Origin of the sequence: Micromonospora tarapacensis (assembly GCF_019697375.1) — a bacterium.
Classification (GTDB): Bacteria; Actinomycetota; Actinomycetes; order Mycobacteriales; family Micromonosporaceae; genus Micromonospora; species Micromonospora tarapacensis.
This window is the reverse complement of sequence record NZ_JAHCDI010000004.1, coordinates 4,401,486-4,424,840: the sequence shown is the minus strand read 5'-3', so window position 1 is coordinate 4,424,840 and position 23,355 is coordinate 4,401,486. Positions and strand designations below refer to the sequence as shown.

Here is a 23,355-nt window from a genome sequence, read left to right as displayed (position 1 = left end):
ACTAGCTGGCCGCTTCATCTCGTTTTCGGACACCGAGCGGCAGCGTCGGGCGGTATGCGAGGTAACGGATGGTTTCTCGGATGTGGAACTTCTCCGCATCCGAGACGTCTGGGTCCACCAGCCGGCGCAGCAACGCCTCGACGTCGGGGTCCATCGGCGGCGGGGACGGAGGAGTCCGGCGGGAGGCCGTCCGGTCCCAGCCCAGCGCCGCGAAGGCCGCGGCCGGGTCGAGCCCGAGGCCCTCGCAGAACGCCACCACCCGCTCAGCTTCCGGGTCGCTGGCCCAGTCGCCGCGTACCCAGCGGTTGATGGTCTGACGGGAGACGCCGGTGCGACGGGAGACCTCGGTGCCACTCCACGCCCGGGTCGCACGGGCCTCGTCGAGGGCCCGCCGGACGAAGGTGGCGAAGGCGATCTTCCGTGCGTTGGCCGTCTCGGTCACCTCGTGACCGTACGGCCGTTGTGCCTGGGTGGAGGTCCTTGCCACGCGTCTGTCACGCTTGCGTGACGTCGTTGCAGCTCGGCCGGAGGGGGGTCCGGCACTCTTCCTGAGGGGTGTCACCTGGGCAGGATAGATGTACGTAGGTGCGGGGGCAAACAAACGAAAAGCTGATACTGTCACGCCCATGGGACAACCTACGGTGTGTCACGTGCATGAGACGACCAGTGCTCACCTGCGTCACGCGCCCGGTGCGAGGGGGATGCGGTGACCGAGCTCGCAACCCGTGCCCAGGCCTTCAGCCTGGTGGCAGAGGGGGTCGCCGCCGGGCTGAGCGCTCCATGGCGCCTCTACCTCGCCCGAGGCTGCCGCTACCTGTCGCTGAGCGTCGGCGACCGGGCCGAGTGGAACGCCTGGCGGACCCACCTCGGCTGCCCGGAACTGAGCGTCCGGGTCTACGACGCCGGCGGCGAGATCCGCCGGTCGTCGATGGCCGAAGTGGTCATGGACGGCTGCCGGATCAGCGTCGAACTGGTGGAGGAGATCGGCACCGACGACCTCGACCGGCTCCTGGTCGCCGACCCCACGACCGTCGAACCGGAGGAGCGATGAGGGACACGCGAGGAACCGGAGCCGCCGGATGAGCCCGTTCCTCGCGATCTTCCTCGTCCTCGTCCTCGCCGCGACGAGCTATGCCGCCGGGCGGCTGCACGGGCAGCTCAGCTATCGGATCGGGTACCGCTTCGGCTACCGGCAGGGCTACTTCGACGGTGACCGCGGTGCGTGGAACCGCCGTCGGCGGGACGCCCAGGCCGCGATCGCCTCCGCCCTCGCCGTCGCGGCGCCCTCCCTGCCCCCACCCGGGTCGCCGCCACGGTGGTCCGCCCGGGCACCACGTACACCGGGTCGTCCTTCGCGGAGCCGGCCGCCTCGGTCACCGAACGGCACCCGACCGGCACTCTCGTCCGACGGACCGGCTGAACCCGGTCGACGGACCGGCTGAACCGGTCGACGGGCCGGGGCCCGTCCACTGACGCGGCGCGTACGTCCTCCGGGCGGCGCCGCCGGGGCCACCTCAGACCGGTGACGGTGGTCCACCGGCCGGGATGCGCGCAGGGGCATGCATCCCGGCCGGTTCACCGGTCGTCGGCCGGCCGGCTCCGGCAGCCCGCCGCGCCCCGCCATCGGGCGTTAACGAACGACCTCTAGCCGGGACGGTTGTGGGGAGCTAGCGTCTAGGCATGGCGCGGGGTTGTCCCGAGCCAGCCGGCCCGCCCGGCCTGCGACCTCGCACACGGGGCCCGCATCCGACCCCGTGTCCGCCGGGCATCCGGAGGAGGCGGACCGCGGATGGTCGGGTGCCCATCCGCCGGAGCAGGCCTGTGACGACTCGCCGTACGACCACCGGTGCCGACCAGGGCCCGGCCGCGACTGCCACGACGCGCCGCAGCACCCGGAGCCGCCGTACCGCGGCTGCCGGGTCGGCCGACACCAGGGAGCCTCGACCAGCGGGCCAATCCTTCGTCCTGGACACTTCCGTCCTGCTCAGCGACCCGGCGGCATTCCACCGTTTCGCCGAGCACGAGGTGGTGCTCCCCCTGGTGGTGATCACCGAGCTGGAGGGCAAGCGGCAGCACCCGGAACTGGGCTGGTTCGCCCGGCAGTCGCTGCGCATGCTCGACGAGTTGCGGGTGCGTCACGGCCGGCTCGACCGGCCGATTCCCGCCAACGACGTCGGTGGCACGCTGCGCGTGGAGCTGAACCACACCGACGACGGCGCGCTGCCGCCGGGTTTCCGCAACGAGTCCAACGACGCGCGGATCCTCTCCGTCGCGCTGAACCTCGCCGCCGAGGGGCGGGAGGTGACGCTGGTAAGCAAGGACATGCCGTTGCGGGTCAAGGCCGCCTCGGTCGGGCTGCGCGCGGACGAGTACCGGCACGGGCAGGCGAGTGACCCGACCTGGACCGGGATGGCCGAGCTGGAGCTGGGTGAGGACGACATCGCCCGGCTCTACGCCGGGGAGACCATCGACGCGGACGCGGCGGCCGGGCTGCCCTGCCACACCGGTCTGGTGTTGCACTCGTCGCGGGGCTCGGCGCTCGGCCGGGTCCTGCCGGACAAGACCGTCCGGCTGGTCCGCGGTGACCGCGAGGCGTTCGGCGTGCACGGCCGCTCCGCCGAACAGCGGGTCGCCCTCGATCTGCTGCTCGACGAGTCGATCGGCATCGTTTCGCTCGGCGGCCGGGCCGGCACCGGAAAGTCGGCGCTGGCGCTGTGCGCGGGGTTGGAGGCGGTGATGGAACGCCGCCGGCACAAGAAGGTGATCGTCTTCCGCCCGTTGTACGCCGTCGGCGGCCAGGAGCTGGGCTACCTGCCGGGCTCGGAGTCGGAGAAGATGTCGCCCTGGGCCCAGGCGGTCTTCGACACCCTCGGTGCCGTGATGCACGAGAACGTGCTGGAGGAGGTCACCTCGCGCGGTCTGCTGGAGGTGCTGCCGCTGACCCACATCCGCGGGCGCAGCCTGCACGACGCCTTCGTCATCGTCGACGAGGCGCAGTCGCTGGAGCGGGGGGTGCTGCTGACCGTGCTCTCCCGGATCGGCCAGGGGTCACGGGTGGTGCTGACCCACGACGTCGCCCAGCGGGACAATCTGCGGGTCGGCCGACACGACGGGGTCACCGCCGTGATCGAGGCGCTCAAGGGTCATCAGCTCTTCGCGCACGTCACACTCAGCCGTTCGGAGCGTTCGCCGATTGCCGCCATGGTGACGGACCTACTGGAGGACATCCCGGGATGATGCCCGTTTAGAGGGCATTGAGGCGGCTTTTTTGGGTGACCCACGTCACAATGAGGGCGGGTGGTTTCCCATCTGCCTCACTGTGCGCGATGGTGTCCCACGGGCGCTCAGGCACCCGACGCATCGTTGGTGGTCGTTCGTCACTCCACGGGACGATTGGACGACGCCGGGGGTGAACGGCACGTCCTGGTGATCGGCACGCCGGTCGCGAGCGCTCGCGGCACGCCTCGACCGAGTGCGGTCGAGGTCACGCCACCTTCCTGACCCCGACGAAGGGATCACTTCGTGAGTCGGCCATGGAGCCGGTTCGCCGCCCGCACCGCAGCTGTCGCGCTGCTTTCGGTGGGCGTGGCCGGAGGCTTCTACCTGAGCGAGGACCGCCAGTCCCAGCGCCCGGGTCCCGGCGCGCAGGTGGCCGGCAGCATCACCGAGATCGACGTCGACTACCGGCAGGAGCAGGCGGTCTCCCGCCAGGTTCGGGCCGCTCGGCAGCAGGCTTCCGAGGTGAGGAAACAGGCCCGGGCCGCCGCCGAGAAGGCCCGCAAGGCCGAGGAGGCGGCGCGGAAGGCTGCGGCGGAGAAGGCGGCCAAGGAGGCCGCGGCCCGGGCCGCGAAGCCGTACGACGGCCCGATCCCCGAGTCCTGCGGCGAGTACAGCGGCAACCGGAAGGTCGGCTGCGCCCTCATGATCGACGCAGGTTTCAAGATCGACCAATTCCCGTGCCTCGACAAGCTGTGGACCAAGGAGAGCGGCTGGAACCACAAGGCCCGCAACCGGTCCTCCGGGGCGTACGGCATCCCGCAGGCGTATCCGGGCAACAAGATGTCCTCGGTCGCCGATGACTGGGAGACCAATCCGGTGACCCAGATCAAGTGGGGGCTCGGCTACATCAAGGGCCGGTACAGCACTCCCTGCGGTGCCTGGAGCACCTCGCAGAGCAAGGGCTACTACTGAGCCGACACGACGACGGTGGCGGGGCGCGGGCGACCGTGCCCCGCCACCGTCCGTTCGCCTCCCATCTGCCCGGACGTGGGGCGGCAGCCACTCACGGGGGCGCGGCGGACGGCCGCCCGTGGGGCGAAGAGTGGCGGCTGCCGGCGTTTACTGATAGCTGTTGACAGGTGACCCTGCACCCCGGAAGTGGCGATGCCCACCGGTTCGGCACCGCGGCCTTCTACGCGTCCATCGGCCGAGCCTTCGTCGCCATGTGCGCGGTGGTGCCGGTCCTGTTCCTGATCGAGGGCCTCGACGTCTGGCTCGGCGCCGGTTTCGACTCCGCCGCCGGCATCATCCCGCAGCGCATCGATGGGCTGGACGGCATCTTCTTCTCGCCGTTCCTGCACCACGGCTTCGACCACCTCTACAGCAACAGCATCCCGCTGATCCTCCTCGGCACCTTCGTGCTGGCCGCGGGCGCCCGGCGCTTCCTCTGGTCCACCCTGGTGATCGTCCTGGTCAGCGGGCTGGGCGTGTGGTTCACCGGCTCGTCGAACACGATTGTCGTCGGCGCCAGCGGGGTGATCTTCGGCTACCTCGGCATCCTGCTCACCAGGGGCATCGTCGAACGCAGCTGGTGGAACTTCGCAGTGTTCCTGCTGGTCGGCCTGCTCTACGGTGGCCAGCTGGTCGGCGTCCTGCCCACCGACGAACGGATCTCCTGGCAGGGGCACCTGTTCGGGCTGCTCGGCGGCATCGTGGCCGCGATCATCTTCCGGCGGCGCCGGTCCGACCTCGACGGGCCGTACCGCTCCGAGTCCCCGATGACCATGTCCTGAGTCGCCCGCCGAGCGCGGCGACCGCCACGGCCACGAGGGTGAGGACGGCGCCGAGTAGCGTCGTCGCATCAGGGTGCGAGGCCGCCGAGGGCAGCAGCAGGTCCAGCAGCACCGCGCCGACGACCTGGCCGGCGACCGTGGCCAGGCCGAGCAGCAGCACACCGGTGAGGCGGACCACCGCCGCCGCCACCGCGATGAATATCACACCGATCGGGCCGCCCAGGTAGAGCCAGGGTTCGGTGGGCCAGCCGCCCGGTGGCCGGCCCCGCAGGGCGACACTGACGGCGAACGCGGCCAGCAGGACCGTCGTACCGACGGCGAAGTTGACCAGTGTGGCGGTCAGCGTGCTGCCCGTGATCACCCGGACCCAGCCGTTCACCGCCTGCTGCCAGGCCACGCCGACCCCGGCCAGCAGCGGCAACAGGGCCAGGACCAGGGTCGCCGGCTCGCCGAGCCGGTCGCCGACCGCCAGCAGCACCGCCGCCACGGTCAGCACCGCTCCGGCCAGCCGGGCGACGGTCACCGGCTGCCGGCCGCTCGGGCCGATCCCCGCCCGGTCGACGGCCAGACTGCTGGCGGACTGACCGGCCACGATCGCCACGGTGAACACCGCCACACCCAGGGTGCCGACGGTGGCGCCCTGGGTGAAGACGAGGAACGCCCCGCACACCCCGCCGAGGCACTGCCAGGGCCGCAGGGCGCCTCGGGCGAGAGCACCGCGCAGGGTGGCCAGGCCCCGCCGCCCGCCAGGGGTGGCGGGGACCAGCAACAACAGCAGCACCAGCCCCGCACCGAACGAGACGACCGCGGCGGCCAGGCCGTCGCCGAGACGACTGCCCAGTTCGCCGTTGATCCGGGACTGGGTGGCCACGGCGACCCCCGCGACGGTCGCCAGCGCTACCGCGCCGGCCCGGCGGCCCGCCGGCACCGTCGTCCGGGTCGCCGTTGCGGCCGTACTCACGCCATCGCCTCGCGCCGCTCGCCGACGGCGGGTGGCCCCACGCGGCTGTACCCGGTGGTTCGCTCGCTGCCCTCGCTCAAGCCTGTTCGTCCAGCGGCCGGCCGTCGAAGTCCACCGCCGAGTAGAGTGCCAGCTTCTCCAACCGGTGGTACGAGTCGATCACCCGGATGGTGCCGCTCTTGGAGCGCATCACGATCGACTGGGTGTACGCCCCGCCGGCCCGGTATCGCACGCCGCGCAGCAGGTCGCCGGAGGTGATGCCGGTCGCCACGAAGAAACAGTTGTCGCCGGTGACCAGGTCGTCGGTGGTGAGAACCCGGTCCAGGTCGTGTCCCGCCGCGATCGCCCGTTCCCGCTCGGCCTCGTCGCGCGGCCAGAGCTTCGCCTGCATCATCCCGCCCATGCACTTGAGAGCACAGGCGGCGGTGATCCCCTCCGGGGTGCCGCCGATGCCCATCAGCACGTCGACGTCCGACTCGCCGCGGGCCGCGGCGATGGCACCGGCGATGTCACCGTCGGAGATGAACCGGATGCCCGCCCCGGACCGGCGGATCTGGTCGACCAGGTCGTCGTGCCGGGAACGGTCGAGTACGCAGACGGTGACCTCGTCGACGCCGGTGCCCTTGGCCTTGGCGATCCGGCGCACGTTGTCGCCGACACCGGCGTTGATGTCCACCACGTCCGCGTAGGCCGGGCCGACGGCGAGCTTCTCCATGTAGAACACGGCGCTCGGGTCGAACATCGCCCCCCGCTCGGCCACCGCCAGCACCGCAAGGGCGTTCGGCATCCCCTTGCTCATCAGGGTGGTGCCGTCGATCGGGTCGACCGCGACGTCCACCTCCGGTCCGCTGCCGTCACCGACCTGCTCTCCGTTGAAGAGCATCGGGGCGTTGTCCTTCTCGCCCTCGCCGATCACCACGACACCCTTCATCGGGATCGAGTTGATCAGCTTCCGCATCGCGTCGACGGCGGCCCCGTCGCCGCCCTCCTTGTCACCCCGGCCGACCCACCGGCCGGCGGCCATCGCCGCCGCCTCGGTGACCCGAACAAGGTCGAGGGCGAGGTTGCGGTCGAGATTCTGTGGGGTTCGCGTCCTGGTGGTCGTCATGAAGCGGCTCCTCCTCGCGGCGGTGCGGGGCGGGCCGGCGCAGCCGGCTTTGATCCTGATCCTCACACGATGACGGACGCGCGACCGGAGCGGGGCGGTGATGGGCCGGATACCGCCCGTCGGGCGGCTGCCAGAATGGCGGGGTGGAACCCGCACAGCCCGCCGATGGCGCACCTGCCGACCAGCCCTCGTCCGGCGACCAGCCGACCGCCGACCGGGCGGATCGGCCGGCCGCACCCCAGGCACACCCGGAGCCGGCGCGAACCGCCGGAGATCCGCCGCCACCCGTCGCACCCGGCGCCCGCAGGTCGGACCGCTCGCCGAGGGACATGGCGATCTCGCTGCTGGTGCTGCTGATCCCGATCGCCCTGCTGCTCGCCTTCTACCGCGGGTTCCTCGGCGGGGACGAGCCGAACACGGTCGACCCGGCACCGGCCCTCGACCAGGCCAGGTCGGCCGGCGCGTTTCCGGTGAGCGAACCGACCGGGCTGGGCGAGGGATGGCGGACCGTCCGGGCGGCCTACCGCACCGCCCAGGACGGCGCGATCCTGCGCGTGGGCTATGTCACGCCGGAGGGGCGTGGCCTGCAACTGGTGCAGAGCAACGTGCCGCCGGAGCGGCTGCTGCCGGCGGAGCTGACCGACGAGGGACGGCCGCAGGGGCAGACCGATCTCGGCTCCAGCACCTGGCAGCGGTACAGCGCCCGGGGCAACGAGCAGGCGTTGGTCCTGCTCGAGCCGGGCCGTACGGTGATCGTGGTCGGCGACGCCCGGGACAACGAACTTCGGGCGCTCGCCACCGCCGTCGACTGACCAGACGGCCCTCCGGATGTCGGCCCGATCCGTTACGCTCCCCCGGTTCGCTGCCTGGCCGGCCGGTTCCGGCGGGTTTTCCCGGTTCGAAGAGAGACGATCTGTGAACATTCGACGGTGGAGCGTCGGCGTCATCGCCGCCACGCTGCTCGTTCCCGGTCTGGCCGCGTGCAACTCCGGCGGCACCGACTCGCCCTCGGTGGGCTCCTCCTCCGAGGCGGGCATCCCGGCCGACCCGAAGGCGGCGCTGGTCGCCTCCACCAAGGGGTTGGCCGACGGCAACTTCACCTTCACCATCACCGCCGACTCGATGAGTGGCAAGGGCACGTTCCACAAGCCCAGCAACAGCGCTCAGATGACCATGACCATGGGCGACGAAGAATTCACGATGGACTTCGACCTCATCCAGATCCAGCCCGACACCTGGGTGAAGGTCGACCTGGGCGACCTGTTCAACGGGGTTCCCGGGATGGAGGCGTTCAAGGACAAGTACCAGCACCTCGACGCTGCCAAGGCCGGCGACGCGAAGAATCTGGACCTGCTCAAGGGCGCCGACCCGGCCGACGCCGCGGCGATGTTCGAAGGCCTCACCGACGTGCAGAAGACCGGCGAGGGCGCCTACAGCGGCACCTTCGACCTCTCCGCGGTGCAGGATTCGGTCGCCGCCGACGAGGAACTGCTCAAGGAGTTGGGTGACAAGGCCAAGGCGGTCCCGTTCACCGCGAAGCTGGACACCGAGGGCCGGCTGACCGAGCTGGTCATGTCCATGCCCGCGGCGGGTGACACGACGGCGCAGGACATCAAGGTCACCTACGCCGAGTACGGTGCCGCCACCGCCGTGCAGGCGCCCCCGGCGGACCAGGTCACCGAGGCGAGCGAGCAGACCTACGAGATGTTCAAGTAGGCCGCGTCGGCGGTGAAACGGGGGTGGGCCCCTGGCCCGTCCCCGTTTCGCGTTCTCCGGCCCGGTGCGTCACCCGTGCAGGGTTACGGCCGGGGGCCGGGTGATTGCGCGGGCCGGCGGCAGGGAACAGGAAGGGAAGCCGCCGGCGCGAGATTGCGTCGGGTGACCCTGCTGGGAGACTCCGATGACCGTTCGACGACTGAGCGCCGGCCTGGTGGCCGTCGCCCTGCTCACCCCGGGTGTCGCCGCCTGCACCAAGACCGACGACGCCCGGCCCGCCGCCACACCTTCCGTCACCGCCGGCGCCACCGGCGGGGTACCGGAGGTCGACACCGACGCGAAGCAGGCGTTACTGGACTCCACCCGGGAGATCAGCAACGGCAACTTCCGGTTCAGCATGTCCGGTGCCGGCTCCGTCATCGAGGGTCAGGTGCATCAGCCGAGCCAGAGCGCCGAGATGCGGGTGCGCCTCGGCGAGCCGGCCGACGACCTGGCGATCAGCCTCGACCTCATCCATGCCAAGCCGGACAGTTGGGTGAAGGTGGACCTCAACGGTCAGGCGGCGACCGCCGTGCCGGGGCTGGACCGGCTCAACCTCGGCAAGTACCAGCACCTCGACCAGAACCGGATCCGGGGCGACCGTGCCCTCGGTTTCGACTTCGACCAGGTCGACCCCGCCGGCAGCGAGGCGCTGACCCAGGCGGTCACCGAGGTGCGGCCCACCGGTGCCGGCAGCTACGCCGGCACCATCGACCTGTCGAAGGCCGCCGACGCGGGATCGCTCGACCCGACCCTGATCGCCGCGCTCGGCGCGGAGGCGGACTCGGTGCCGTTCACCGCGACGACGGACCCGCAGGGGCGGCTCACCGAGCTGGTCATCCAGCTGCCCGGCCAGGCCGCGGGGGAGGAGATCAGGGTGACGTACTCGGATTACGGCAACGCGACCGAGGCACGCAAGCCCTCCGCCGACCAGGTCGTCGAGGCTCCGCCTGAGCTGTACGACCTGTTCGACTGAGCACGGCGGATCGGATTCGCAGACGGCGCATCGTGGCGGGGGCGGTCGGTCTCCCGCCACGATGCCGGCCGGGGTCAGCTGCCCGGGGTCAGCGCCGCCGGATTCAACTGGTCGGGTCCCGGCGGGCGGCGTCGATGCGGGCGCGGGCGCCGTCGAGCCAACCCTGGCAGATCACCGCCAACGCCTCGCCGCGCTCCCAGAGCGCCAGTGATTCCTCCAGCGACGTGCCGCCGGCCTCCAGCCGCTCCACCACCGACGCGAGCTCAGCGCGGGCCTGTTCGTAGCTGAGTCGCTCGTCGGACCCGCTCGTCTTCTCGTCAGTCATCGCACCCATCTCAGCACAACCGGCCGACACCTCCTTCGCCCGCACCGCCGCACCGTCGCCCGCGCACTGCCGCACCGGCCGGGTTGAGCGGTGGTGGCCAGGCATCTGCGCTGGCGTCTCAGGCGTCGGCGGTGGTGGTCAGGCGTCGACGGTGGCGCGGAGTTCGCCGTCGGCCAGGCGTACCCGCAGCGGGTCGCCGGGAGCCACGTCGGTGGCCGCGCGTACGACGTGGCCGCCGGTGCGTTGCACGATGGCGTATCCGCGGTCGAGGGTTGCCGCCGGGGAGAGGGCGCGTAGTCGGGCCAGGGTGTGCCGCAGGTCGTCGTCGGCGGCGGCGAGGCGGTGGTCCAGGCAGCGCCCGGCGCGTTCGCGCAGGGCGGCCAGGTCGGTGGCCCGTTGGTCCACCATCACCTGCGGCCGGGCCAGCACCGGACGCGAGCGCAGTGCGTCGATGCGGTGCGACTCGCGGTCGACCAGGTTGTGCACCGCCCGCCGCAACCGGTGCCGGGCCTGGTTGATCAGGCGTACCTCCTCGGCCAGGTCGGGGACCACCCGCTTGGCCGCGTCGGTGGGCGTCGACGCGCGGACGTCCGCCACGTAGTCGACCAGCGGGGCGTCCGTCTCGTGTCCGATCGCGCTGACCACCGGCGTACGGCAGGCGAAGACGGCCCGGCACAGCGCCTCGTCGGAGAAGGGCAGCAGGTCCTCGATGCCGCCCCCGCCACGGGCCAGGATGATCACGTCGATGCTCGGGTCGGCGTCCAGGACCTTGAGCGCGTCCATGATCTGCGGGACGGCGCCGGGCCCCTGAACGGCCACGTTCACCGTCCGGAACTCGACCGCCGGCCAACGTCGGCGGGCGTTGGTCAGCACATCGCGCTCGGCGGCGCTCGCCCGGCCGGTGATCAGCCCGATCCGCTGCGGCAGGAAGGGCGGCCGGCGCTTGCGCGCCCGGTCGAAGAGCCCCTCGGCGGCGAGCAACTTCTTGAGCTTCTCCAGCCGGGCCAGCAACTCGCCGAGACCGACCTGACGAATCTCGTCCGCGCGCAGGCTGAGAGTGCCCCGCGCCGCGTAGAACTCTGGCTTGGCGTGCAGCACGACGCGGGCGCCGTCGCGCAGCTCGGGCGCTCCGGAGTCGAGCACGTCCCGGTTGGTGGTGACGGTGAGGCTCAGGTCGGCCGACGGGTCACGCAGGGTCAGGAAGACGGTGCTGGCGCCGGGCCGCCGGCTGATCTGCGCGATCTGCCCGTCGACCCACACCCACCCCAGCCGCGCGACCCAGGCGCCGATCTTCTGGCTGACCACCCGTACCGGCCACGGCTCCTCGGAGCTGCTCTTCCCGCCCCCACCCGAATCCATCCGTCCACCCTACGGATCCCATCCGTGATCAAGAAGCTGTGGTCCCGGTGGGCGGGTTCGTCGACCAGAACGTCTTGATCACGGCAGTGGGCAGGGTGGGGTCGCGGGCCGCTGCCAGCCGCCGCACCGGCACGTACGATGAACGGGTGACTGAGGCTGAGACGACTTCCCGGACCGGCAAGCGCGTGCTCCTGGCCAAGCCCCGCGGTTACTGCGCGGGCGTCGACCGGGCGGTACAGACCGTCGAGGAGGCGCTCAAGCTCTACGGCGCCCCCATCTACGTCCGCAAGCAGATCGTGCACAACAAGCACGTCGTGCGGACGCTGGAGGCCCAAGGCGCGATCTTCGTGGAGGAGAACGAGGAGGTGCCCGAGGGCGCCACGGTGATCTTCTCCGCGCACGGTGTCGCGCCCGAGGTCTACGAGCAGGCGAAGGAGCGCTCGCTCAAGGCGATCGACGCGACCTGCCCGCTGGTGACCAAGGTGCACCACGAGGCGAAGCGGTTCGCCGCGGAGGACTACGACATCCTGCTCATCGGCCACGAGGGTCACGAGGAGGTCATCGGCACCTCCGGGGAGGCCCCGGAGCACATCCAGCTGGTGGACGGCCCCCAGGACGCCGACCGGATCACCGTGCGGGATCCGAACAAGGTCGTCTGGCTGTCGCAGACCACCCTCTCGGTGGACGAGACGATGGAGACGGTGGCCCGGCTCAAGAAGCGCCTGCCGATGCTCCAGTCGCCGCCCAGCGACGACATCTGCTACGCCACCAGCAATCGGCAGCACGTGATCAAGGAAATCGCGGCAGAGTGCGACGTGGTGCTCGTCGTCGGGTCGCGCAACTCCTCCAACTCGGTGCGGTTGGTCGAGGTGGCGCTGGACGCCGGTGCCCGCGGTGGGCACCTGGTCGACTTCGCCCACGAGATCGACGACGCCTGGCTCGCCGACGCGCGGACGGTGGGCCTGACGTCCGGGGCCAGCGTGCCGGAGGACCTGGTCCGGGAGGTGCTGGCGCATCTCGCCGAGCGCGGCTTCACCGACGTGGAAGAGGTGGTGACCGCCAACGAGCGGCTCACCTTCTCGCTGCCGCAGGAACTCCGGCGCGACATGAAGGCGGCTGCGGCGGCCCAGGGACGACCCGCCGGAGGCGCCTGATGGAACGGTTGACCGGCCCGCTGCGTCAGAGCTGGGTATGAGGACCCTTCGGATCGCCGCTACCGCGCTGATCATCGGCGCGGCACTTGCCGCCTGCGGCGGCCAGGACGCGGGGACGGCCCCGCCACCCCGACCCCGACCCCGACCCCGACGGGAGCGTCACCCGTGACCGAGCTGCCGACCCCCGACCCGACCGGCTCCGCACCCCGCCCTCCGACCCGGCGGATCCCACGGCACCGACCACCCGGCCGAGCGGCCCGACGAAGCCGCCCACGACCGGCGAGACCACGCTGACCGGCCGGATCGAGTCCGGAGTCGAGCCCGGCTGCCTGTTGCTCGACGGCTACCTGCTCCTCGGCGGGCCCCGTGACGTGCTCACCTCGGGGGCGACCGTGACGGTGACCGGTCGGGCCGACGCGACCATCATGACCACCTGCCAGCAGGGCATCCCATTCGTGGTGGCGTCGGCCAAAGGCGGCTGAGCGGCGCGCCCGGACACCGTCGCCCCGCTGGCGCTGCCGGTGGCGCTCGCCGTGCTGGTCGCCGACGCGTCAGCCACGATGCCCGTCGATCCCGCCGGTCGGCACTGGCAGGTGCCTCGACCAGGGTCGGTGGACCTGACGCTGGGGGTGGTCACCGGCCTCCGCCTGACCTGGGCACCCCTCGTGCTGGTGCTGGTGCTGACCCTGAGGCGGCGCGAAGCCCGTCCGGGTCGGCGCGTCCTCGGCGGGGCCGGGTTGGCGGCGGCGCTGGTGTGCGGGTACGCCGTCGTCCGGCTGGTCGACGTCCACCTCGCCACGCGGGGGCGGCTGCGACCCGGCTCCGGCGAGCTGTCCGGGATGGAGACGACCGCCGCCGGGTTGGCGGTGCTGGCGCCCCTCGCGTTGGCACGGTCAGCTTCGCGTTCCAGTCCTCCCCGGACCTGCCCGCACCGGGTCCGGCCGTGGCTGCCGGCGTCGAGCTGGCCGCGTACCTGTTGCTCGTGGTGGGCATCTGCGGCAGCCAGACGGGAGCCCGTCTCCGCGAAATCCGGAGACGGGCTCCCTGGCAGTGCGGTTGGTGGTGTCAGTTCACCGCGCCGATGGAGACCGCGCCACGGCCGACGACCGCGCCTTCGGTGGTCACCACGGCCAGCTCACCGTAGAGCGCCCGGCCCGCGAACGGGGCGGACTGGGCGGTCACCGTACCCGTGAGGGTGCCGGTGGCGCCGTGCGCCAGGGTGAGGGTGCCGCCCGCCGCCGTGAGGGTGCCGAGCGCCGGGGACGAGAACGAGTCCCGGTAGTCGTACGCGGTGCTGCCACCGGCGCCGTCGACCGAGTACGCCTCGACGACGACGGTGTAGGTGCCCGCCACCGGGTTGGTGAGGGTCACGGACTCCTCCGAGTCGCCGTCCGCGTTGTACGCGATCAGGCTGCCGCCCCGGTAGACGAACAGGTCGAGGTCGGCACCGGCGTCCGACGTGTTACCGATGCGGGCGGTGAAGCTGGTGACGCCCGCCGGCACGTCCACGGTGAACTCCTGCACGTCGTACTCGACGATGGTCGGCCGCTCCGAGTGCGTGCTGGACAGCGGGCCGCCCTGGCCGGTCACCGAGACCGGGCCGAAGGTGTTCTTCAGCGTCCAGGTGACCGGGGTCGCGGTGCCGGCGGTGACCGACGGCAGCTCGACCACGGCCGGCTCGACCGCGACGCCCTGCACCCGTGCCTGGAGCCGGTACGGGTTGTTCAGCGACGGCGAGGTCCGCCGCGACTCCACCTCGATCTCCCAGACACCCGGCATCGGGTTCTGGTAGTCCCGCTCGAACGCGTTGCAGACGACCGTGCTGACGTGGTTGGTGAAGCACGCCAGGCTGGAGGTGCTCTCCACCGGGACGCCCCACGGGTTGAACGCGATGAAACGGGTCTGTGACCCGGTGGCGATGCCGGAGAGGTTCACCTGCAACGCACCGGCACCCGGGGGAACCGTCACGAAGTACGACGTGGTGCTGTTCCGATCCACCGAGCCTTCGGCCGAGTAGGCGAAGTTGGGCTTGCTGACGTCGTTCGAGGCCACCACCACGGCAGAGAACTCGAAGTCGATCGTGCTGGTGGTCGGGTCGTCGACGGTCACGATCGTGCCGTGTGCCCCTGCGGTCTTCGGCTTGGCGATGATCGTGATGGTGACGGGCGTGTTCAGCGGCAGCGTGACCTTCTTCGGCGCCGAGAAGGTGCGGTCGTTGCCGCGCAGGCCGATGTTGTGCTTGATGTTGCCGGTCGGGCCGCTGGTCCGGGTCAGCTTGACCTGGTACGCCTTCGGCTGGTTGACCCGGTGGCCGCCGTCGCCGGAGCCGCAGCGGTTGTAGACGCCGGTGCCCCGGTTCGGGGTGGCCAGCTGGCCGGAGAGCACCGTGCAGACCGGGGCGTCGGAGGTGTAGGAACGGGTCTGGACACCCTTCTTGAGCAGCTTCCAGGCACCCGGCACGTTGAACATGCCGTAGCCCTGCCCCTGGACGGGGGTGTCGGCGATCGGCTTGCCCGAGGTGTAGATCGCCCGGCGCAGCATCTCCGGGGTGATGCCCTTGTCGGTTGCCCGGGCGGCCGAGAGCAGCAGCGCGGCGGCGCCGGCGGCCTGCGGAGAGGCCATCGACGTGCCGTTGAACATGCCGTAGCCCGGCGGCAGCGCGTAGCCGGCCTCGGGCACGGGGCTGCCGGCCTGCCAGACCGGGGTGGTGGAGATGGCCGCGCCCGGGGCGGCGATGTTCGGCTTGGCGCCACCGTCCTCACGCGGGCCGCGGGACGAGAAGTTGAACAGGGCGTTCTTCTTCTTGACCACGGAGCCGTAGTTGGCCAGCCAGGTGTCCTTGCTGACGCTGGCGGCGACGCTGACCACGTTGGTCGACGCCGACGGGTCGCCGATGGTGTTCACACCCGGGCCGGAGTTGCCGGCCGAGATGAACATCTGCACCCCGTAGGTGGTGATCAGGTTGTTGTAGAGGGCGGCGCGGGCGTTGTTGCCGTCGTTGAGCGCCGGCAGGCCGCCGATCGACATGTTGACGACGTCGACCCCACGGTTGATCACCAGATCGGCCATGCCGGTGGTGAGTGCGGCGGCCGTGCAGCCGCCGCCCCAGGAGCAGGCACGGGCGGAAACGATCTTGGCGCCGGGGGCGGCACCGTCGAACGCGCTGTTGCCGAGCATGTCGTTGGCGGCGGTGATGCCGGCGACGTGCGTGCCGTGTGCGCTCTCGATGATGCCGATGTTGACGTAGTCGACCAGGCCGGGGCCGCCGACCGGGGTGGTGTTGACGTTCTTGCGGTACTCGACGACGAATGACATCCGCTCGGTGACCGGAGTCGCCGGGTTGTCGGTGCCGAAGTGGCCGACGTCGAACTTCTCCTTGTACGGCCGCATCACGGCCTCGTCGGTGAAGTCGCCGTCCTGGTCGGCGTCGACCCGGATGTCGTTGGTGGCCGGGTCGAACAGGATGCCGAACTGGTCGGTGTTGTCGCCGTCGCGGTTGACGTCACCGCCCGGATCGCTGTTGTTCGTGATGCTCTCGCTGAACAGGTTGAACCGGTAGGTGCCGGCCGGCGCGGTCCAGGTGCGACCGGCCAGGGTGAAGGTCGGCCCGGTCACCTGGTTGAGCATCGGGCGCCAGGTCGGGTCCTCGAACGGGTCGGTCGCGGTGACCCAGTCGACGATCTTCCGCTCGCCCGTGGTGGTCTCCTGCAGCGCCGGGTGATCCAGGTCCACGCCGGAGTCCATGATGCCGATGGTGACGCCGCGGCCGTCCCACTTCTTGTGCTGCTTGACGAACTTGACCGCACCGGTCTCGTTCGTCGGCATGTACGGGTTGTCGGCCTTGGTCCTGGCGCCGGGGCCGCTGAGCGTGCTGCCCTGCTTGGCCCCCTTGCCGCCCTGGACGACCTCGGGCTTCGGGTCCGGCAGCTGGATCTTCTCGTCCAGGTCGATCGCGGCGACGCCGGGCAGCCTGGCGGCCTTGAGCGCCTTGCTGGTCGGCACGGTGGCGAGCACGTAACCGATGGTGTCGTAGCGCTCGGTGACCGCCGCGCCCAGATCCTTGAGATCGTCCGCGACCTCCTTCGCCTTCCCCTTGTCGGTGGCGACGATCATCGTGACGGTGGGGGCCTTCTTCGCCTCCGCCTCGGCGAGCAGTTTGGCGTCGTGCTGGCCCAGCGCCTCGGCGGGGGTGGCCTGCGCGGCGTCGGGTCCGGCAGGAGCGGCACTCGCGGTGGCGGCGCCGCCCGCCACGGTCACGGCGCCGGCCGCCATGACCGAGGCGAAGAGCGCGGCGGAGGTACGCCGGCTCAGGTTTCGGGGTTTGCTCACGTTCTCTTTCCTCCAGAGAACAGGGCCCTCAGATGCAGGGCGCGTGTGAGCGAAATACTTCGTGGTGTCGACCGTCGATGTCACTACCGGCAGGTACGTTGTGACCATCTCGTGATATGCGAGACGACCGTTGTCACATCGAAGGTGATAACGGTCGGATCAGTTCGACCGAGCCCGATCGTCTGATGTGGATTCTCCGAGCAGTTCCGGCGCCTGGGGCTGCCGGGGCGCCAACTCCACCTGTCCCGGCGTGGTCAGCTCCTGGTCCGACACGCCCAGTTCGGCCAGCTTGCGTGCACTCACCAGCACCCGCGCCTCCAGCGACCCCACCGCCCGGTTGTAGGCGGTCACCGCGCCGCCGAGCGAGGCGCCGAGCTTGCCGACATGCTCGCCGAGTGTCGACAGCCGCCCGTACAACTCCCGGGCCAGCGAGTGCACCGCCACCGCGTTGCGGGCCAGCTGCTCCTGCCGCCACGACCAGGCGACCGTACGCAGCAACGCGACAAGCGTGGCCGGGGTGGCCAGCACCACGTCGCGGGCGAAGGCGTATTCCAGCAGCGTCGGGTCGCGTTGCAGGGCGATGTCGAGGAAGGTGTCCGCCGGCACGAAGAGCACCACGAACTCCGGAGTGGACTCGAACGCCGACCAGTACGACTTGGCGGACAGCGCGTCGACGTGCGCCCGCAGGTGCTTCGCGTGCAGGTCGAGCTGGGTGTCCCGGCCGCGTTCGTCCCGTGCCTCCATCGCGGTGAGGTACGCGTCGAACGGCGCCTTGGCGTCCACCACCACGCTGCGCCCGCCGTGCAGGCGGACCACCAGGTCGGGGCGTACCGTCTGGTCGTCGGTGGCGGCGGTGACCTGCTCGGAGAAGTCGCAGTGCTCCAGCATGCCGGCGGCCTCGACGATCCGGCGCAACTGGTGCTCGCCCCACCGGCCGCGCACCTGGGGCGCGCGCAGCGCCGCCACCAGTTGCTTGGTCTCGGTGCGCAGCTCGCCGGAGACGACGCTCATCGACCGCACCTGCTCGCGCAGCTCGGCGTACGCGTCGACCCGGTCGCGCTCCAGTTCGGCCACCCGCTGCTCGTAGCGGCGCAACGTGTCGTGCAGCGGGGCCACCGCGCGGGCGACCGCCTCCTGCGACTGCGCCGTCGCCTCGTAGCTCAACGCCCGCATCGACTGCTCCAGCCGCCCCTCGCCCTCGCGGGTGGCCCGCAGGGTGGCGTCCAGCCGGGCGATCTCGGTCGCCGCGCGGGACCGGGCCGCGAACCAGCCGATCGCGCCGCCGGCACCGAGGCAGACGACGACAACCGCGAGGGTCGAGAGTTCCATCCTCACGAGCTTGCCAAAGGCAGGCCCGCCGCGCCCGGACGGGTGCGCCCTGATTTCCCGGGCCGGGCTCGTCGCACCGGTGACCGTTGGCCCAGGCTGGGTACGTTGAGGTGGTGGAACCTCTGCTGCTCGTCCTTCTCGTGGTGCTGCTCGGCGGTGCCCTGCTCTGGTGGCGGCGGGAACGCGCCGCCCGTGAGGCCCGCAATCTCGCCGATGTGCAGGCCGACGCGCGGCGGTGGTACGAACGCCTCGGCGGGCAGGTGATGAACCTCGGCGGCGAGGACCCGGCGGTACGCCAGGCGCTGGCCGATGCCGCCGAGCGCTACCACGCCGCCGGTTCCCAGTTGGAACAGGCCAGGAGCATCACCCAGTACCGGCTCGCCCGGGAGACCGCGGTGGAGGGCCTCACCTACATCCGGGCGGCCCGGCTGGCGCTCGGCATGGACCCGGGCCCGCCCCTGCCGTCGTTGGCCGCCGCCAGTGGTGCCGGGGAGCTGACGGTGCCCCGTCAGGTCGAGGTGCAGGGCCAGACGTTCAAGGCCGGCCCGCAGCCGGGGCAGGACACGCCTTACTACTACCCGGGCGGGCGGGTGCGCGGCCGACCGGTTCCGGCCGGCTGGTACTCCACCCCCTGGTGGAAGACGGCGCTCGGTGCCGGCGTCGGAGTGCTCGGCGGCATGCTGATCGCCGACGCGCTGTTCTCGCCGTCCTTCGGCGACCCCGGCTACGACGCCGCCGCCGCGGGCGGCTTCGACGAAGCGGGCGACGTCGGCGCGGACTTCGGCGGCGGTGATTTCGGTGGCGGTGATTTCGGCGGCGGGGACTTCTGAACCACCCGTTCGCTACGTCCGCCGCGTGTCCCGGTCCTGACGTCGCCGTGTCCACTTGGCGGCCTCCGGCTGCACGAATGGATTCTCAACACCTCGACAAGCGAGGAGGGACGCCGAATCGGCCCCTCCTGCGCCGAGGGCGTCACGAGGGGCCCTCCGTACACCTCAGCCGGTGTTGCGCATGCCGGCCGCGATGCCGTTGACCGTGGTGAGCAGGGCCCGCTCCAGGGCCGTGCCGTCGCTCGGTGCGCGCCGCCCACCCGGCGCGGTCGCCACCGCCCGCCCGGCGCCACCGGACTCGCGGTACTGCCGCAGCAGCGCCACCTGGAGGTGGTGCAGCGGCTCCAGGTAGGTGTCGCGTACCGCGAGGGTGCGCTGCAACACCGGCGAGCCCTCCAGCAGGTCCGGCGAGTCGGTGACCGCGAGGACCTCCCGCCGGGTCAGCTCGTACTCCTGCTCGATCTTGTCGAAGATCGGGTGCAGCTTCTTCGGTACCAGAGTCTCCACGTACCGGCGGGCGATGCCGAGGTCGGTCTTGGTCAGCATCATCTCCACGTTCGACAGGAACGTGCGGAAGAAATGCCAGTTGCGGTGCATCTCGGCCAGCACGTCGGCCAGCCCGGCCTCCCGGGCGGCGGCCAGGCCGGTGCCCACCCCGAACCAGCCGGGCACGATCTGCCGGGTCTGGGTCCAGCCGAACACCCAGGGGATCGCGCGCAGCCCGGACAGCCCGGCACCGGTGTCCGGCCGCTTCGCCGGCCGGGAGCCGATGTTCAGGGCGCCGAGCAGCTCCGTCGGAGTGGACGCCCAGAAGTACGCGGGCAGGTCCGGATCCTCCACCAGTGAGCGGTACGACCGGAACGCCGACTCCGACACCACGTCCATCGTCGCGTCCCAGCGCTCCAGCATCTCGGCGGGCTGCCGGGGCGCGGTGTGCAGCAGCGTCGACTGGAGCACGGCGGCCACGCTCAGCTCCAGGTTCTCCCGGGCCAGCGCGGGCAGCGTGTACTTGTCGGAGATGACCTCACCCTGCTCGGTCACCTTGATCGCGCCGTCCAGCGTGCCGTACGGCTGGGCCAGGATCGCCTCGTGGGTGGGGCCGCCCCCGCGTCCGACCGTGCCGCCCCGGCCGTGGAACAGCCGCAGGTGCACCCCGTGCCGGGCGGCCACGTCCCGCAGCGCCCGCTGGGCGCGGTGGATGGACCACTGGCTGGTGGTGATCCCGGCCTCCTTGTTGGAGTCGGAGTAGCCGAGCATCACCTCCTGCACGTCGCCCCGGGCGGCCACCAGCGACCGGTAGGCCGGCAACGACAGCAACTCGTCGAGCAGTTCACCACCGGAGTTCAGCTCGGCCGGCGTCTCCAGCAGCGGCACGATTCCGATCCGGGCCCGACCGGTGTGCACGTCGACCAGGCCCGCCTCGCGGGCCAGCACCACCGCGGCGAGCACGTCGTCGACGCCGAGGGTCATCGAGATGATGTACGACTCGATCACCTCGCTGCCGAACCGGTCCTGGGCGTCGCGGATGGTGCCGAACACGTCGAACGTCTTGCGGGCCGACTGGGTCAGCGGGGTGTCCGCCGTCGACAGCGGCCGGCGGCCGGTCAGCTCGTCGGCGAGCAGCTTGGTGCGCTCCAGCCGGCTCAGCGCCGGATAGTCCTCGACCTCGCCCACCGCCTGGTAGAACTGGGTGAGCACCTCGTGGTGCTTCTCGGCGTGCTCGCGGATGTCCATCGTCGCCAGGTGCAGGCCGAACGCGGAGACGGTACGGATGGTCGAGGCGAGCCGGCCCACGGCGGTGAGCTGGCCGGAGTTGCGGGCCAGCGAGGCGCGCAGCAGGTCCAGGTCGGCGATCAGCTCGGCCGAGCCGCGGTAGTCCCGCCCCGGCACGTGCGGCGTGCCCTGCCGCAGCCGGGCGCGGGTGTTGGCGAGCTTGGCGCGTACGCAGCGGGCCTTGAGGCGGTACGGCTCCTCGGCGTTGACCCGGCGGAACCGGGGCGCCACCTCGGGTAGTGCGTCGAGGTCGGCGGCGAGGCTGGCGGAGAGATCCAGCGACACCCCGCGCAGCCGGCGGGAGACCGACACCTCGTTGATCAGCTCTTCCATCGCCGCCTCGGTGGCGGTCAGGCCGTGCTCGTGCTGGATGGCGAGCACCTCACGGGTCACCGTCGGGGTGACGAACGGGTTGCCGTCCCGGTCGCCGCCGATCCAGGTGCCGAAGGTCAGCGGCCGGGCCGTCGGTGAGGTCTCCACGCCGAGCGTACGCAGCGTCTCGGCGAGGTCGTCGAGCACCTGCGGCGCCGCCTCGGCGTACAGGTCGCGCAGGTAGTAGATGGCGTTGCGGGCCTCGTCGGTCGGGTCCGGCCGGTCCAGCCGCAGCTCGTCGGTCTGCCACATCAGGTCGAGCAGCTCGGCCAGTCGCCGGTTCGCCGGGCCCTCGTCACTGGCGCCGTAGAGGATCGCGTTGGCCGTCTCGGTGTCCAGCTCGTCGGCGATCGCGCGCAGCTTCGACAGGATCGACCGGCGGGCCGCCTCGGTCGGGTGGGCGGTGAAGACCGGGCGTACCGCCAACCGGCGGGCCACCGAGGCGATCTCCTCGGCCGGCACCCCGCGCTCGGCGATCATCTTGGCCGCCTGGTCCAGCCAGCCGCCCTGGATCGCGCGGCGGCGGCGCAGGTCACGGGCCCGGTGCACCTGCTCGGTGATGTTGGCCAGGTGGAAGTAGGTGGAGAAGGCACGGGCCAGCTTGGTGCCGGTGGTCACATCGAGCCCGCCGAGCCGCCGGGCGGCGGCCGGGGCGTCCGTGCGGACCTGGGCGCGGATCTCCTCGACGAGGTCGAGCAGGGGACGCCCCTCCTGGCGGGCCAGGGTCTGCCCGAGCAGCGTGCCCAGGCGGCGGATGTCGGCGCGCAGGGCGGCGTCGGGGCCGTCATGATCATGCTGGTCGGTCACCATGCGCTCCTTACGTGAGTACGAAGGACAGCGCTGTCCGACTCCCCCGATCGTATCCAGGCGAACCCGGTTGCCAGGAGGGGCCCCTGGTTGTCGCCTTTTCCGCGGGCGGCGATCCGTCCGGCCGCCCGCCGGGCCGAGCGGCTGCCGTCGCGCCGGCACCAGCGCTGGTCAGGCGGGCGGTGAGAGCCGGGACGGGCCGCCGGGCCGCTGGCCGCCCACCATGGTCCCGGTGACCAATCCCACCGTCCCGGACGCCGGGTGGTCGAGGACGGCGAAGGCGCGGACCGGGAAGGTGCCCATGCCGGCCACCCGCGGTGGCGCGGCGGTGAACCGGAAGCCGTCCGGCGGCAACGCGGCCAACCCGGTCAGGTGTTCCACGATCGGGATGTGCGCGGCCAGCAGGGCGCTGTGCGCGGGGCGCTCGCCGGCCGCTGCCGGAGACATGTCGTCGATGTTGATCGAGTCGATGCCGACCAGGGCGGCACCCGCCTGCACCAGGGACCGCGCACCGTCACCGGTCAGGTAGGGCGCCGCCGGCGTGCCGTACCGGTCGGTGCCGAAGTGCGCGTCCCAGCCGGTGTGCAGCAGCACGGCCTTCCCGGCGACGTCGTACGGCGCCAGCAGCAGGGGGTCCACCGCGCGGGTGCCGGAAGGCAGCCGTACGACCAGGCCGGGCAGGTCGGCCAGGCGGTCCAGCGCGGTGCCGGCGAGGTCGGCGCCGCCGGCGTACCGGTGGGCGGGGGTGTCCAGGTAGGTGCCGGTGTTGGCGATCATGTCGATCCGCGCCACCTGGAATTCGGTGCCCGCGGCGTAGTGCTCCCGGGACGCCTCGCGGGTCAGCCACTCGGTGATCCGGGGCGCCGGCCAGCCGGGCAACGTGATCGTCCCGTCGGTGATCACATGACTCAACTCGACAAGGCGTCGACCGGCGCCCGCGGCCGGGCTGTCGGAGGCCGTGACGGCACGCCCGCCCTTGTGGGCCTCCTGGACGATCATCTTGTTCGTGATCCGTACCTCGGCCACCATCAGCAGACCGAGATGCCGCACGAACAGTGCCGCCAGGCCGGCGTCGTCGATCCCATCGCCGGGGATGTCCAGCCGGAATCCCTCGGTCCTCAGGCCGCCACCGTTGGCGAAAGCGACCTCCGCGTCGAACTGCGCACGAAATTCCCCGGTCATGTCCGGCAGCCGAGCACAGCCGGGAACCGGCGTCAAGATCCCCGCCCGGTACGCGCGGTACGCGCGGCTCGCGCAACCCCGTC

Annotated in this window: 19 protein-coding genes and 1 pseudogene; 11 read left to right on the top strand and 9 right to left on the bottom strand. The window is 71.6% G+C overall.

Annotation, left to right across the window (positions count from 1 at the left end; all coding sequences use genetic code 11):
* Nucleotide 1: 1 nt before the first annotated feature.
* Nucleotides 2-442: a helix-turn-helix domain-containing protein gene (locus KIF24_RS26065; protein ID WP_221086286.1), complete on the bottom strand. Its 441-nt coding sequence runs from the start codon at nucleotides 440-442 to the stop codon at nucleotides 2-4.
* A gap of 264 nt (nucleotides 443-706) precedes the next feature.
* Between KIF24_RS26065 and KIF24_RS26060 the strand changes: the two genes are divergently transcribed.
* The 5 genes and pseudogenes from KIF24_RS26060 to KIF24_RS26040 all read left to right on the top strand — a co-directional run bounded on the left by KIF24_RS26060 (nucleotide 707) and on the right by KIF24_RS26040 (nucleotide 5,012).
* The gene (locus tag KIF24_RS26060; protein WP_093406661.1) at nucleotides 707-1,051 is read left to right on the top strand and encodes a hypothetical protein; all 345 of its coding nucleotides are present in this window, start codon (nucleotides 707-709) and stop codon (nucleotides 1,049-1,051) included.
* 28 nt (nucleotides 1,052-1,079) lie between these two features.
* Nucleotides 1,080-1,420, top strand: a pseudogene (locus KIF24_RS26055) (hypothetical protein).
* A 401-nt stretch (nucleotides 1,421-1,821) separates the two neighbouring features.
* Nucleotides 1,822-3,237 (top strand): PhoH family protein, encoded by a 1,416-nt coding sequence (locus KIF24_RS26050; protein ID WP_221086285.1) that lies wholly within the window; start codon nucleotides 1,822-1,824, stop codon nucleotides 3,235-3,237.
* Nucleotides 3,238-3,522: 285 nt separating this feature from the next.
* Nucleotides 3,523-4,191: an aggregation-promoting factor C-terminal-like domain-containing protein gene (locus KIF24_RS26045; protein ID WP_221086284.1), complete on the top strand. Its 669-nt coding sequence runs from the start codon at nucleotides 3,523-3,525 to the stop codon at nucleotides 4,189-4,191.
* A 167-nt stretch (nucleotides 4,192-4,358) separates the two neighbouring features.
* Entirely contained in the window at nucleotides 4,359-5,012 is a 654-nt protein-coding gene (locus tag KIF24_RS26040) for a rhomboid family intramembrane serine protease (protein WP_221086283.1), read from the top strand.
* On the opposite strand, the gene KIF24_RS26035 is transcribed toward KIF24_RS26040, so the two are convergent.
* Together KIF24_RS26035 and glpX are read right to left on the bottom strand one after the other, a co-directional pair.
* Nucleotides 4,942-5,973, bottom strand: a complete 1,032-nt coding sequence (locus KIF24_RS26035; RefSeq protein ID WP_221086282.1) for a DMT family transporter — start codon at nucleotides 5,971-5,973, stop codon at nucleotides 4,942-4,944. The two genes, KIF24_RS26040 and KIF24_RS26035, sit on opposite strands and share 71 nt — an antisense overlap.
* A gap of 76 nt (nucleotides 5,974-6,049) precedes the next feature.
* A complete protein-coding gene (gene glpX, locus KIF24_RS26030; RefSeq protein ID WP_221086281.1) occupies nucleotides 6,050-7,081 on the bottom strand; it encodes a class II fructose-bisphosphatase in 1,032 nt (343 codons plus the stop codon).
* Nucleotides 7,082-7,224: 143 nt separating this feature from the next.
* Here glpX and KIF24_RS26025 point away from each other — a divergent pair, with 143 nt between their 5' ends.
* The 3 genes from KIF24_RS26025 (at nucleotide 7,225) to KIF24_RS26015 (ending at nucleotide 9,812) form a co-directional block, all read left to right on the top strand.
* Nucleotides 7,225-7,893, top strand: coding sequence for a DUF4245 family protein (locus KIF24_RS26025; RefSeq protein WP_221086280.1), 669 nt, complete (start codon nucleotides 7,225-7,227; stop codon nucleotides 7,891-7,893).
* A 103-nt stretch (nucleotides 7,894-7,996) separates the two neighbouring features.
* Complete coding sequence (locus tag KIF24_RS26020; RefSeq protein WP_331461289.1) at nucleotides 7,997-8,797, top strand: hypothetical protein; 801 nt, start codon at nucleotides 7,997-7,999, stop codon at nucleotides 8,795-8,797.
* A 184-nt stretch (nucleotides 8,798-8,981) separates the two neighbouring features.
* Nucleotides 8,982-9,812, top strand: a complete 831-nt coding sequence (locus KIF24_RS26015; RefSeq protein WP_221086279.1) for a hypothetical protein — start codon at nucleotides 8,982-8,984, stop codon at nucleotides 9,810-9,812.
* Nucleotides 9,813-9,915: 103 nt separating this feature from the next.
* Here KIF24_RS26015 and KIF24_RS26010 read toward each other — a convergent pair whose 3' ends face one another.
* Nucleotides 9,916-10,146: an exodeoxyribonuclease VII small subunit gene (locus tag KIF24_RS26010; protein WP_407940014.1), complete on the bottom strand. Its 231-nt coding sequence runs from the start codon at nucleotides 10,144-10,146 to the stop codon at nucleotides 9,916-9,918.
* Nucleotides 10,147-10,275: 129 nt separating this feature from the next.
* Nucleotides 10,276-11,496, bottom strand: coding sequence for an exodeoxyribonuclease VII large subunit (gene xseA / locus KIF24_RS26005; RefSeq protein WP_221086277.1), 1,221 nt, complete (start codon nucleotides 11,494-11,496; stop codon nucleotides 10,276-10,278).
* A gap of 146 nt (nucleotides 11,497-11,642) precedes the next feature.
* Between xseA and KIF24_RS26000 the strand changes: the two genes are divergently transcribed.
* A complete protein-coding gene (locus tag KIF24_RS26000) occupies nucleotides 11,643-12,650 on the top strand; it encodes a 4-hydroxy-3-methylbut-2-enyl diphosphate reductase (RefSeq protein ID WP_221086276.1) in 1,008 nt (335 codons plus the stop codon).
* Between the two features lie 86 nt (nucleotides 12,651-12,736).
* Entirely contained in the window at nucleotides 12,737-13,132 is a 396-nt protein-coding gene (locus tag KIF24_RS25995; RefSeq protein WP_230415902.1) for a hypothetical protein, read from the top strand.
* Between the two features lie 583 nt (nucleotides 13,133-13,715).
* Here the strand turns inward: KIF24_RS25995 and KIF24_RS25990 are convergent.
* Nucleotides 13,716-16,979: a S8 family serine peptidase gene (locus KIF24_RS25990; RefSeq protein WP_221086275.1), complete on the bottom strand. Its 3,264-nt coding sequence runs from the start codon at nucleotides 16,977-16,979 to the stop codon at nucleotides 13,716-13,718.
* 159 nt (nucleotides 16,980-17,138) lie between these two features.
* Entirely contained in the window at nucleotides 17,139-18,308 is a 1,170-nt protein-coding gene (locus tag KIF24_RS25985) for a DNA recombination protein RmuC (RefSeq protein WP_221086274.1), read from the bottom strand.
* Nucleotides 18,309-18,421: 113 nt separating this feature from the next.
* Between KIF24_RS25985 and KIF24_RS25980 the strand changes: the two genes are divergently transcribed.
* The gene (locus tag KIF24_RS25980; RefSeq protein ID WP_221086273.1) at nucleotides 18,422-19,138 is read left to right on the top strand and encodes a hypothetical protein; all 717 of its coding nucleotides are present in this window, start codon (nucleotides 18,422-18,424) and stop codon (nucleotides 19,136-19,138) included.
* A 165-nt stretch (nucleotides 19,139-19,303) separates the two neighbouring features.
* Here KIF24_RS25980 and ppc read toward each other — a convergent pair whose 3' ends face one another.
* Entirely contained in the window at nucleotides 19,304-22,090 is a 2,787-nt protein-coding gene (ppc, locus tag KIF24_RS25975; protein WP_221086272.1) for a phosphoenolpyruvate carboxylase, read from the bottom strand.
* Nucleotides 22,091-22,261: 171 nt separating this feature from the next.
* Nucleotides 22,262-23,272 (bottom strand): cyclase family protein, encoded by a 1,011-nt coding sequence (locus KIF24_RS25970; protein WP_221086271.1) that lies wholly within the window; start codon nucleotides 23,270-23,272, stop codon nucleotides 22,262-22,264.
* Nucleotides 23,273-23,355 lie beyond the last annotated feature (83 nt).

What these genes read in the sequence shown, in the direction of transcription:
- glpX (WP_221086281.1), bottom strand. Translation starts at nt 7,081, where the DNA reads ATGACGACCACCAGGACGCGAACCCCACAGAATCTCGACCGCAACCTC.
- KIF24_RS26015 (WP_221086279.1), top strand. Translation starts at nt 8,982, where the DNA reads ATGACCGTTCGACGACTGAGCGCCGGCCTGGTGGCCGTCGCCCTGCTC.
- KIF24_RS26010 (WP_407940014.1), bottom strand. Translation starts at nt 10,146, where the DNA reads ATGGGTGCGATGACTGACGAGAAGACGAGCGGGTCCGACGAGCGACTC.
- xseA (WP_221086277.1), bottom strand. Translation starts at nt 11,496, where the DNA reads ATGGATTCGGGTGGGGGCGGGAAGAGCAGCTCCGAGGAGCCGTGGCCG.
- KIF24_RS25985 (WP_221086274.1), bottom strand. Translation starts at nt 18,308, where the DNA reads ATGGAACTCTCGACCCTCGCGGTTGTCGTCGTCTGCCTCGGTGCCGGC.
- KIF24_RS25970 (WP_221086271.1), bottom strand. Translation starts at nt 23,272, where the DNA reads ATGACCGGGGAATTTCGTGCGCAGTTCGACGCGGAGGTCGCTTTCGCC.